Annotated in this window: 11 protein-coding genes and 2 tRNA genes; 7 read left to right on the top strand and 6 right to left on the bottom strand. The window is 38.3% G+C overall.

Translation table 11 applies throughout. The features are described 5' to 3' along the window. The first annotated feature begins 280 nt into the window (after positions 1 to 280). The 3 genes from gltX to BTA34_RS10850 all read left to right on the top strand — a co-directional run bounded on the left by gltX (position 281) and on the right by BTA34_RS10850 (position 2,035). Positions 281 to 1,699, top strand: coding sequence for a glutamate--tRNA ligase (gene gltX / locus BTA34_RS10840; protein WP_109370941.1), 1,419 nt, complete (start codon positions 281 to 283; stop codon positions 1,697 to 1,699). Between the two features lie 157 nt (positions 1,700 to 1,856). Beyond that, a tRNA-Ala gene (locus tag BTA34_RS10845) sits at positions 1,857 to 1,932 on the top strand. Between the two features lie 27 nt (positions 1,933 to 1,959). Then, a tRNA-Ala gene (locus tag BTA34_RS10850) sits at positions 1,960 to 2,035 on the top strand. A 64-nt stretch (positions 2,036 to 2,099) separates the two neighbouring features. Here BTA34_RS10850 and BTA34_RS10855 read toward each other — a convergent pair. Further along, the gene (locus BTA34_RS10855; protein ID WP_151436760.1) at positions 2,100 to 2,852 is read right to left on the bottom strand and encodes an SDR family NAD(P)-dependent oxidoreductase; all 753 of its coding nucleotides are present in this window, start codon (positions 2,850 to 2,852) and stop codon (positions 2,100 to 2,102) included. A 183-nt stretch (positions 2,853 to 3,035) separates the two neighbouring features. On the opposite strand from BTA34_RS10855, the gene BTA34_RS10860 reads away from it, so the two are divergent. Next, a complete protein-coding gene (locus tag BTA34_RS10860; protein WP_151435615.1) occupies positions 3,036 to 3,476 on the top strand; it encodes a MarR family winged helix-turn-helix transcriptional regulator in 441 nt (146 codons plus the stop codon). 2 nt (positions 3,477 to 3,478) lie between these two features. Here the strand turns inward: BTA34_RS10860 and BTA34_RS10865 are convergent, their stop codons facing one another. From BTA34_RS10865 to zipA, 4 genes are all read right to left on the bottom strand, one after another. Continuing rightward, positions 3,479 to 3,694 carry a DUF3820 family protein gene (locus tag BTA34_RS10865; protein ID WP_023581656.1) on the bottom strand — a complete coding sequence of 72 codons (216 nt, stop codon included), beginning with the start codon at positions 3,692 to 3,694 and terminating at the stop codon, positions 3,479 to 3,481. A 162-nt stretch (positions 3,695 to 3,856) separates the two neighbouring features. Beyond that, positions 3,857 to 5,041, bottom strand: coding sequence for a NupC/NupG family nucleoside CNT transporter (locus BTA34_RS10870; protein WP_023581655.1), 1,185 nt, complete (start codon positions 5,039 to 5,041; stop codon positions 3,857 to 3,859). Positions 5,042 to 5,268: 227 nt separating this feature from the next. After that, positions 5,269 to 7,296 carry an NAD-dependent DNA ligase LigA gene (gene ligA, locus BTA34_RS10875; protein WP_151435616.1) on the bottom strand — a complete coding sequence of 676 codons (2,028 nt, stop codon included), beginning with the start codon at positions 7,294 to 7,296 and terminating at the stop codon, positions 5,269 to 5,271. Positions 7,297 to 7,354: 58 nt separating this feature from the next. After that, positions 7,355 to 8,383 (bottom strand): cell division protein ZipA, encoded by a 1,029-nt coding sequence (gene zipA, locus BTA34_RS10880; RefSeq protein WP_151435617.1) that lies wholly within the window; start codon positions 8,381 to 8,383, stop codon positions 7,355 to 7,357. 223 nt (positions 8,384 to 8,606) lie between these two features. On the opposite strand from zipA, the gene cysZ reads away from it, so the two are divergent. Next, positions 8,607 to 9,377 carry a sulfate transporter CysZ gene (cysZ, locus tag BTA34_RS10885; RefSeq protein WP_151435618.1) on the top strand — a complete coding sequence of 257 codons (771 nt, stop codon included), beginning with the start codon at positions 8,607 to 8,609 and terminating at the stop codon, positions 9,375 to 9,377. Positions 9,378 to 9,489: 112 nt separating this feature from the next. On the opposite strand, the gene BTA34_RS10890 is transcribed toward cysZ, so the two are convergent. Continuing rightward, positions 9,490 to 10,020, bottom strand: a complete 531-nt coding sequence (locus BTA34_RS10890; RefSeq protein WP_151435619.1) for a hypothetical protein — start codon at positions 10,018 to 10,020, stop codon at positions 9,490 to 9,492. A gap of 235 nt (positions 10,021 to 10,255) precedes the next feature. Here BTA34_RS10890 and cysK point away from each other — a divergent pair, with 235 nt between their 5' ends. Next, on the top strand, positions 10,256 to 11,209 hold the full coding sequence (gene cysK, locus BTA34_RS10895; RefSeq protein ID WP_151435620.1) for a cysteine synthase A: 954 nt from the start codon (positions 10,256 to 10,258) through the stop codon (positions 11,207 to 11,209). A 330-nt stretch (positions 11,210 to 11,539) separates the two neighbouring features. Beyond that, positions 11,540 to 11,797 (top strand): phosphocarrier protein Hpr, encoded by a 258-nt coding sequence (ptsH, locus tag BTA34_RS10900; RefSeq protein WP_006533407.1) that lies wholly within the window; start codon positions 11,540 to 11,542, stop codon positions 11,795 to 11,797. Positions 11,798 to 11,900: the final 103 nt, after the last annotated feature.

An 11,900-nucleotide genomic window follows, 5' to 3' on the forward strand; every position in this document is an offset into this window, starting at 1 on the left:
AACGATTTTTATCAGTTTTTTATCGTGAAAATGATCGTTCGTTTTATTTTTAGTCAAGATGCTTTTTTTAGCACCATAAGTGACACAGCAATTAACCAAAGTAATCCTACGGATACTCTTCGTCAAACAAAAAATCATCAATTTGAAAAATTTATCTCTGTTAAAAGCTTAATGCCATTGAGGAATTAGCATCCAGTGATAAAATAAGGCAACCATTTCGTTTTTTTGATAATCACGATTACTTATCTATATATAAGTAAGACGTACAAAGGCAATCCCAATGAGTAAAATAAAAACCCGTTTTGCACCAAGTCCTACTGGCTATCTACATGTTGGTGGTGCGCGTACCGCACTTTATTCCTGGTTATATAGCCGTCATAATAAGGGCGAATTTGTACTGCGTATAGAAGACACCGACTTAGAGCGTTCTACACAGCCAGCCATCGATGCAATCATGGACGGTATGAATTGGTTAAATCTGAATTGGGATGAAGGTCCTTATTATCAGACTAAACGCTTCGATCGCTATAACCAAGTGATTGATCAAATGTTATCTGCGGGTACGGCATACCGTTGCTATTGTTCTAAAGAGCGTTTAGAACAACTACGCGAAGATCAAATGGCGAAAGGTGAAAAACCTCGTTACGATGGTTGTTGCCGTGGCGGTAACCATAATCATAGCGCTGATGAACCTCATGTTGTGCGTTTTTTAAATCCACAAGAAGGTTCTGTTATTTTTGATGACAAAATTCGTGGCCCTATTGAATTTAGCAACCAAGAACTTGACGATCTGATTATTCGTCGTACTGATGGTTCTCCAACTTATAACTTCTGTGTTGTTATCGATGACTGGGATATGGAAATCACTCATGTTATTCGTGGTGAAGATCATATCAATAACACACCTCGCCAAATCAATATTCTCAAAGCATTAGGTGCTCCTGTACCTGAATATGCTCACGTATCAATGATTTTAGGTGATGATGGTAAAAAACTATCTAAACGTTACAACGCAGTCAGCGTAATGCAATATCGTGATGACGGCTATTTACCTGAAGCTCTATTAAACTACTTAGTACGTTTAGGCTGGTCTCATGGTGACCAAGAGATCTTTACGATTGATGAAATGATTGAACACTTCACTTTAGAAGCTATCAGTAAATCAGCAAGCGCATTTAATACTGATAAACTACTTTGGTTAAACCATCACTACATCAATACATTGCCAGCAGAGAAAGTTGCGGTTCATTTAGATTGGCATATCAAACAGCAAAATATTGATACCAGCAATGGTCCATCATTAGTGGAGCTGATCAAATTATTAGGCGAACGTTGCAAAACATTAAAAGAGATGGCTGAAAGTTGCCATTACTTCTATGTTGATTTCGAAACCTTTGAAGAAGCTGCTGCGAAAAAACATTTACGCCCAGTTGCTCGTCAACCATTAGAAGTTGTTCGCGATAAGTTATCAGCAATTACAGAATGGACGGCTGAAAATGTTCACCAAGCCATTCAAGATACCGCTGATGAATTAGAAGTGGGTATGGGTAAAGTAGGTATGCCGTTACGTGTTGCTGTAACAGGTGCCGGTCAATCTCCTGGCTTAGATGTTACCGTTCATGCTATTGGTAAAACACGTAGCATTGCACGTATTAATAAAGCATTAGACTTTATTACTGAAAGAGAAAACCAAGCTTAACTTACTCGTTAATCTTACTTATTAAGAAAGATACATTCCTCAAATAGCGAATGTATCTTTTTTTTGTACTCTTTTTCAGCAATCAATAAATAATGTGAGATTAACTGATTGACAGTATTGTGCTTGTTGCCTATTATCAAGCCCGTTCCAGTATGTTGGGGCTATAGCTCAGTTGGGAGAGCGCTTGCATGGCATGCAAGAGGTCAGCGGTTCGATCCCGCTTAGCTCCACCAATATACTTCTAGAACAATCCAATATGTGGGGTTATAGCTCAGTTGGGAGAGCGCTTGCATGGCATGCAAGAGGTCAACGGTTCGATCCCGTTTAGCTCCACCAGAATTTTAAAATCCTGAAGAGAAATCTTCGGGATTTTTTGTTTTCTACTCCCCTTTATTTATTTCTATTGTGCAGTATAACCCCCATCAATGGCATAAAATGCTCCAGTGGAAAAACTGCTTTCATCTGAAAGTAAAAAAGCGACTGTTTTAGCAACTTCTTCTCTAGTTGCCATTCGTTTCATTGGGTGTGTGTTTGCCATCCATTCACGTACTTCATCGGGTAACATTTGCATTCTTGGCGTATCGACATAACCAGGTCCAACCGCATTGATCCTTATTCCTTTATCTGCAAACTCAAGCGCAGCTGAACGAGTGATCCCTAATACGGCGTGTTTAGCCGCTGTATATGCTGAAATCCCCGCAATCCCCACAATGCCATTAGATGAAGAAAGATTCACAATACTTCCTCCCCCGCTTTTTAATATTGCAGGTATGCCATATTTCAAGCCATAAAATACGCCATTGATATCTGTATCAATTACAGCTTTCCAATCTTCAATCTCATAATCCACAATAGATGTATTATGAGGTCCCGTGATCCCAGCATTATTAACCAAGCCATGTAATGCTCCTGCTTGAGCGATGATAATTTCAATCATTTCTTTTACTTGAGAAAATGAGGTCATATCAGCCTGTAACGCAATGACTTTCTTACCAGTTATATCAATAGAACGTGCTGTTTTTGTTACTTCCTCTAAATGCCGACCTGTAATAAAAACCGTTGCACCACGTTGAAATAGTAATTGTGCAATGCCTTCACCTACACCTGTACTTGCGCCAGTGACTAAAATCACTTTATCTTTAAAATAATCCATCATTTCGACTTTACCTCTTATCAATTACATCAAGTTTTATCAGGCAACCGCAAGATAATTAACCAAAGTTAACTATGTGTCATCTTATTTGATTAACTTTAGTTAATCAACATAAAGTTTATTCACAATGAATGACCTGATAATATTAACTTTAGTTAACATAATTCATGAGATGGCGTATTTATGGAAAAGAGTGATTTAGAAAATGCATTGTCATTATTACAATGCACATTAGTCGCACAACGAACCCGTTATACCCCAGAGCAAGTTACTTGGGGTCAATATGATATTTTAGAATTATTGCGCTTACGAGGTGACTTAACCCCTTCTCAATTAAGTGACTCGTTGGCAATTTCAAGACAAAATTTATCGAAATTTATGCGGGGATTAAAATCTTTAGGATTTATTGCTCAAAATCGTTCAGAAAAAGACAAGCGTGAGTTTATTACCCATTTAACGCATGAAGGCCACGCTTTTTTAGCAAGAGCAGCATTAGGTCGAAAACAAAATGCCGAGAAAATAAGTAAATGTTTAACGCTCGGAGAACAAACATTATTTATTGAATTAAGTCAGAAAATTATTAATGCATTAACACCTGAAAAATCAGGTATGGATAATAATTAACTTCACCGCTTTAATGGCTTTAATAGCCCTTCTAAACCTTCAATTTTAATTGCTAAGGTCATCTCCATGAGTTGGCCAAGCTTACCTTCAGGAAACTCGCCTTTCTTTGCAAACCACAATAAATACTCTTCAGGTAAATCAACTAGCATACGCCCTTTGTACTTACCAAATGGCATTTGTGTGTTTGCTATATCGATAAGGTGCTGTTTCTCTAACATGTTCTCTACCACGTTGTCATTGAAGGAATAGAACCGATTATAGGGCAATTTAAAGATAAAAAAAGCAGTACCCGAAGGTACTGCTTGATTTTCTATCACTTGATTAGTGACTCAGTTTACATTGTTATTTTGTTCACATGCTATTTGTTTTATCTTCAGAGATTAAACAAACAGACCTGCAATAGCTGCTGATAAGAAGCTTACCAATGTAGAGCCAAACAGTAATTTCAGACCGAAACGAGACACAACGTTACCTTGTACTTCGTTTAGACCTTTAATCGCACCTGCAACAATCCCGATTGAAGAGAAGTTAGCAAATGAAACTAAGAATACAGATAAGATACCAACAGAGCGTGGTGAAATTTCAGCAGCGATATCTTGTAAGCTACCCATTGCAACGAATTCGTTAGACACTAATTTAGTTGCCATAACACTACCAACACGTAATGCATCTTGCTCTGGCACACCAATAACCCATGCTAATGGATAGAAGACGTAACCTAAACAATCTTGGAAGCTAATACCGAAAATCATGCTGAAAATCGCATTCACTGCTGCGATTAATGCAATGAAACCAATCAGCATTGCAGCAACGATTAATGCCACTTTGAAACCTGCTAAGATATATTCACCTAACATTTCAAAGAAGCTTTGACCTTCATGCAGATTACCCATTTGAATATCTTCTTCATTCTCAACAGAGTATGGGTTAATCACAGAAAGGACGATAAAGGTACTGAACATATTCAGTACTAGAGCAGCAACGACATACTTTGGATCTAGCATTGTCATATATGCACCAACAATTGACATTGATACGGTTGACATTGCTGTTGCAGCCATAGTGTACATACGACGCTGAGACATTTTGCCTAATACATCTTTATAGGCAATAAAGTTCTCTGATTGACCAAGAACCAGTGAGCTAACTGCGTTGAATGATTCCAATTTCCCCATACCGTTCACTTTAGAAAGTACAGTACCGATAATGCGGATCACGAAAGGTAATACTTTGATATGCTGAAGAATACCAATTAATGCAGAAATAAAGATAATTGGACATAAAACATTCAGGAAGAAGAATGCTAAACCACCTTTCATCATGCCACCGAATACGAATTCAGTACCTTGTGCGGCATAACCTAATAAGTGATCAAATAATCCAGCGAAGCCACGAACAAAGCCTTCACCAACATCAGAGTTGAGGAAGAACCATGCTAATGCGATTTCAATAACTAATAACTGCACGATATAACGCAGACGGATCCCTTTGCGGTTGTTACTCGCAACGAATGCTAATGCGCCAATAACGGCGAGTGCTAAAACGAAGTGAATGATAGAGGACATGCATGCTCCAAAAATAAAAATAAATCTTGTAGAGCATTTTATGTAACGCGTAACATTAGGATGTGACTATTGTCACAATCTCATGAAACCGCATACACACTATTTATTAAATAAGATAGGTTGATCACACTTTGAAAGTTACTTAAGAAACATAAAATGTAAATTTGACTTAAGTAAAAATGCCACTGAGAAGGTTTCCCAGTAGCATTTATTAAATATTAGAATGATTATTTCGATTGATCAAGTAATCGTATCATTTCATCTTCATCGATAACGGTTATCCCTAACTCATTAGCTTTCACTAACTTAGAGCCTGCGGCTTCACCCGCTATCACCATATCGGTTTTTTTAGAAACGCTTCCGCTCACTTTTGCGCCTAACGCGACTAATCTGTCTTTTGCTTCATCACGCGTTAACTGTGAAAGTGACCCTGTTAATACAACAGTTTTACCCGCAAAAGGATTATCGCCCGCTTCATGAGCCACAATAATAGGCGCTTGCCATGTAATACCCGCATCATTGATCAATTGTTCAATAACCGTTCTATTGTGTTCCTCTTGGAAAAAATTAACGACATGTTTAGCCACAACATCGCCTACATCAGGGACTGATTTTAGCGCTTCTACATCTGCATTTCGTAATGCATCAAGCGTTGAGAAATGTGTTGTCAGTCCACTTGCGGTTGCTTCGCCAACTTCTCGGATACCAAGTGCATAAATAAAACGCGCAAATGTCGTTGATTTAGCCTTATCTAAAGCAGTGATCAATTTTTTAGCTGATTTTTCGCCCATTCGCTCTAAACCAGATAAGATTTTTTCATCTAAACGGAAGAGATCTGCTGGCGTTTTGACATATTCTTTCTCAACCAGTTGGTCGATAATTTTATCGCCCATTCCATCCACATCCATAGCTCGACGTGAAACAAAATGTTTAAGTGCTTCTTTGCGTTGCGCTCCACAAATTAAGCCACCAGTACAACGTGCAACAGCTTCACCTTCAATGCGCTCAACATCAGAATCACAAATAGGACAATGTGTCGGAAAAATAATTTCTTGAGCATCATCAGGGCGCTTCTCTTCAATCACACTGACAACCTGAGGAATAACATCACCTGCTCGACGAATAACTACTGTATCGCCAATACGTATCCCTAAACGTTCAATTTCATCAGCATTGTGTAACGTTGCATTACTCACAACAACACCTGCAACCTGAACAGGTTCTAAACGTGCAACAGGCGTAATAGCCCCAGTACGCCCTACTTGGAATTCGACATCTTTGATAATCGTCATTTGCTCTTGAGCTTGGAATTTATAAGCAATAGCCCAACGCGGCGCTCTTGAGACAAAACCTAGCTCTTCTTGCAGTGCAATATCATCAACTTTGATAACAACACCATCAATATCAAAACCTAAATTAGGGCGAACTTCTTCTACATGGCGATAAAAATCAAGCACTGCCTTGCTGCCTGTACAAAGTTTTACAGCATCGCTAACGGGTAATCCCCATTTTTTAAATTGTTGTAGGCGCTCATAGTGGCTTGTAGGTAATTCGCCCCCCTCAAGGACACCGACACCATAACAGAAAAAGGTTAATGGACGTTTTGCTGTAATACGAGGATCAAGCTGTCTTAATGAGCCGGCTGCGGCATTACGAGGGTTAGCAAAAACTTTTCCGCCTGTGCGACGCGCTTCCTCGTTTAAATATTCAAAGCCTTTTTCATTCATAAAGACTTCGCCACGAATTTCAATACGAGCAGGAATGTCTTCACCATATAAACGTAGTGGAATGGCTTTGATTGTTCTCACATTCTCCGTGATATTTTCCCCTGTTGTACCATCACCACGCGTTGCAGCTTGTACTAATACTCCATTTTCATAAAGTAAACTGACTGCCAATCCATCTAATTTTAATTCACAACAGAAAGTGATCTCTTCATTATTTTTTAAACGATCACGTAAACGCTTATCAAAAGCCAGATAGCTTGTTTCATCAAAAGCATTATCTAAAGAGAGCATCGGAATTTCATGTCTCACTTGCTCAAATGCCGTTAGAGGTAAAGCACCAACTCGCTGTGTAGGCGAATCAGAGGTAATTAATTCGGGGTATTCAGCTTCTAATGCTTTTAGCTCATTCATTAAGCGATCGTATTCAGCATCAGGTATTTCAGGTGCGTCCATGACATGATAGAGATATTCATGGTGACGTAGAGTAACGCGAAGTTTATCAATTTTTTGTTGAGTGTTTTTATTCATGATTATCACCAAAGAAGAAAAACCCCCGCAAGCGGGGGTTTTTTTTACAGATATAAAGCTATTGATTTAAATCTAGCGTCCTGCGAATTCTAGATTTATAAAGCTCGATTTTTTGTGGCGTTAAGAGCTTGCGTTCATCATCCAGCACAACACCACCTACGTCAGATGCTATACGTTGAGCCGTAAGTAACATCAATTTAAAGTTTTGGTTAGCATCACCATAAGATGGCACCATCATAAACATCGATACACCGGGTGTTGTTAATTCAGCCATTGTATCAATGTTAAATGTTCCTGGTTTCACCATATTCGCTAAACTAAACAACACAGGTCCATTAGCAGTTGGATTGAGATGGCGATGGAAAATATTCATTTCGCCAAACTGGAAGCCAGCTTGAATGATACTCTGCATCAACGCTTCACCATCCAGCATTTGACCATGATGTGCGCTTACGTTTAGAACAATAACCAGCTCTTTCTCTGCTTCTGTTGCTTGCGAAGCAGATTCAACTTTTGGCTCTTCAGCCGGAGCATGATGCGAAGCCTCAGTTTCAACAGGAGTCATATGAGCCGTTGTTTCTGAAATTGAAGGCTCTAAACTCGCAGAAGGGCTTACTGTATTAACGTGTGATTTTACTTCACTCGCAACATTCGCCACAGGTTCTTGTTTTGGCTCATCCCTAACAATCGGTACAGGCTCTTTTTCAATAACATCAAAAACACCAAGACTTGGCTCTTGCTGTAATGAAGTATCGTGAGAACTCCCTTTTGTTTGGCTTTCAGACATTAATGGATCTCTATCTGCCACTGAAATTTCAGGTTCATGTAGAGGCTCCGATTTTATCGGTGGCTCACTCTCCCGCTTTTCAGTAGAGGATAAAGTTGATGTCTGATGACTAACCTCAGCATATTGTGGTTCGTCATCGTTCTCATCTGACTGATAATTCTGTTTCTGACGTTTTACTGGGCGATTACGGAAAAGCTTAGAACGCTCTTTTCGACCAATCCATAAGCCGTGTAATAACAAAGCTATGATTAAAATCGCACCAACAACGATTAATATCAGACGCAAATTTTGCTGCATCATTTCTATCTCTGTTGTCTTGAGGTTTAATAGCCACGTTGGCAAATATTACTTTTTACTAAGAGTATTTGCCAATGCTCATAAGTGCAAGCCAATACTTAATTTTCTTGTCACAAAGATACACACATCAATCTCTTATGCGCGTTTTTTAGACAATTCATGACTAGTAAGGCTGATTATCTCCCTATATGATACTAGCTTGCCCTCACTGGAGAGAATAGGAAGTATGACAAATTTGACAGAAACGAATAAAAATTTAAATGGATTTCATTATTTTGCTCTTGGTTGGCGTTTAATTACACGCAAAGGGCTGAAGCGTTTTGTTATCTTACCTTTACTTGCCAATATTATTATTCTCGGAAGCGCCTTTTGGTGGTTATATGGTCAAATTGGTAGCATGGTCAATTGGATGATGGAAAAAGTTCCTGATTGGTTACAATGGTTGAGTTATTTGATCTGGCCACTATCCGTTATTTTTATCTTACTCGTATTCACTTATTTCTTTAGTACCTTAGCCAATATTATCGCTTCTCCGTTTAATGGATTATTAGCTGAAAAATTAGAAGGTCAAATAACTGGCGTTAACCCACCCGATACAGGTGTTGCAGGTATATTGAAAGATATTCCACGTATTTTAAAACGTGAGTTAACCAAAATAGCTTATTATTTACCTCGCGCTATTGTCTTGTTATTGCTCTATTTTATTCCTGCTATCGGACAAACCGTTGCGCCTGTTTTATGGTTTGCTTTTGGTGCTTGGATGATGGCAATTCAATATAATGACTTCCCATTTGATAACCACAAAATATCATTTGCAGCGATGAAATCTTCGCTTAAACAGGATAAATGGAATAATCTTCAATTTGGTATGGTTATTAATATTTTTACCATGATCCCTATTCTAAATTTAGTCATCATGCCAGTTGCTATCTGTGGTGCAACCGCAATGTGGTGCGATCGTTATCGTAAACAGCATGTGCAAGATGGGCAGTGGTAAACCTCATTTAGTCATATCTCGATAAATATGAAAAACCCCGTTTTATTTAAGACGGGGTTTTATTTTATGCTTTTTTCTAAAACGTGATGTGGCTTATTTGTTGTTAATCATACTACTCAATTAATGAACGAATATAATCTTTCGTTTCTTCTCTATCCATCGGCTCACGCTCATTAATACCCATTTCAAAAATATTTAATGCGCCATCTAGTTTTTCAATTAACTCTTCATCATCTCGAATACAGAAAATATAAGCATTTTCAAACGGAGTGAGATCGACCAATCGTAACCCTTTTTCTGTCAAAAAGTGGTTAATATATTCCAAATAAGGTAGTTCATAAGGCAACATATAAGGGTCTACACTCGCCTCATCCCAATCAATATTTTCAACTTGAGATAAAATCAACGCACTCGGTGATTCAGACAAAGAGATGTGCTCTAACGATTTTAGATCAGGAATATCGCCAAAATATTCTGTCCACTCCACATAATCCATTAATCCTTGAGCTGAGAGTGATTCATATAGCCAATTAAGGACATCTTCTTGAGCATCTGACTCAGGTAAATTTTCACGCAAAGCTTGCGCATCTAATTCAGGCACAGCAAGTTCAAGCGCACTAATCAACTCTTCAATGGTTTCCATTATGACCCCTGTATTTGCAGTAAATGTGGTTAAAAATAGATTATCAGCCATCAATATACTGTACATCTCTTGATTTATTAATTTGTGAATCGTCTCACTGACTCTTGATTAGAACCTTTTGGAATAAAAATATAAAAAAGTTATAAGTATATTCATAAAGCTTATTTCCATCTTTAGTTTGATGGCGTATGGTAATTTCATCTGACCTTATAAAAATCATGTACCGAGGATAAAAATGAGTAAGATTTTCGAAGACAACTCGCAAACTATTGGACACACTCCCTTAATTCGCTTAAAGCATTTCGGAAATGGCAACATTCTGGCTAAAGTAGAATCTCGTAACCCAAGCTTCAGTGTAAAATGCCGTATCGGTGCCAACATGATTTGGGATGCAGAAAAGAAAGGCATTCTTAAAGAAGGCGTGGAGCTTGTAGAACCGACTAGTGGTAATACTGGGATTGCACTGGCTTATGTTGCAGCAGCTCGTGGTTACAAATTAACTCTGACGATGCCAGATACCATGAGTATCGAACGCCGTAAATTGCTCAAAGCATTAGGTGCTAATTTAGTGCTGACTGAAGGCGCAAAAGGCATGAAAGGTGCCATTGATAAAGCCAATGAAATTCGCGATAGCGATCCTAAGCGTTACCTTTTACTACAACAATTTAGTAATCCAGCTAACCCTGAAATTCATGAAAAAACCACAGGCCCTGAAATCTGGAATGATACTGATGGTGAAGTCGGTGTTGTTATTGCTGGTGTCGGCACTGGTGGTACGATTACAGGTATTGGTCGCTATTTGAAAAAGACACAAGGTAAAGCAGTAACCATGGTTGCTGTTGAACCAGCAGGCTCTCCTGTTATCACGCAAGCTTTAGCTGGTGAAGAAATTAAACCGGGTCCACATAAAATCCAAGGTATCGGAGCTGGCTTTATTCCTGAAAACCTAGATTTATCGTTACTGGATCGTGTTATTCAAATCACTAATGAAGAAGCCTTTGATACTGCTCGTGAACTTATGACTAAAGAAGGTATTCTTGCTGGTATTTCTTCAGGTGCAGCTATTGCAGCAGCAGTAAAACTGGCAAAAGAGCCAGAATTTGCAAATAAAGAAATTGTGGTTATTTTACCTTCTTCAGGTGAACGTTATTTAAGCACCCCACTTTTTGCTGACATTTCTGATAGCTAAATCGCGTCATCTCAATTGTAAAATATTTATTAAAAAAGCACCTCAACGGTGCTTTTTTTGTGGTAGAGATCAAAGTTTGTCACCCAAACAGGTGATTTATTTCTTCGAGTTTAGTATTTAATCAATTAATTATTTCGAAGGTCGAAATTAATCAGAAAATAACCGAGACGACAAAACTAGCTCTTTTATCTTTCTGAACACTATTTTTATCAGATGACGCTTTACGACTTAATATTATCTGATATTGCTACGCAAAGCAGGACAAATTCATCTACACTTACTAAGTCCTGACTTAATGTGAACAATTGAGTTATAAAAGGAAAAAATCCTATGTACCAGCAAGAAGTTACTATTACAGCACCAAACGGCTTACATACTCGTCCTGCAGCACAATTTGTAAAAGAAGCCAAAACATTCTCTTCTGATATTACGCTTATCTCTAGTGGTAAATCTGCCAGTGCTAAGAGCCTTTTCAAATTACAAACTTTAGGCTTAACCCAAGGTACTGTTGTAACTATCTCTGCTGAAGGCGAAGATGAAAAACAAGCTGTTGAAGCATTGGTAAAATTAATGGCGGAATTAGAGTAATTCGCGATTAAGTATTAACGCAGTATTTATTCCCCTGAAACCATTCAGGGGAGTTAATTTCAATGATGATTTTAAAACAACAGTATTTTGCAATCCTATTCTT

This window comes from Proteus sp. CD3 (assembly GCF_008808075.1).
In the GTDB taxonomy this organism is placed as follows: Bacteria; Pseudomonadota; Gammaproteobacteria; order Enterobacterales; family Enterobacteriaceae; genus Proteus; species Proteus appendicitidis.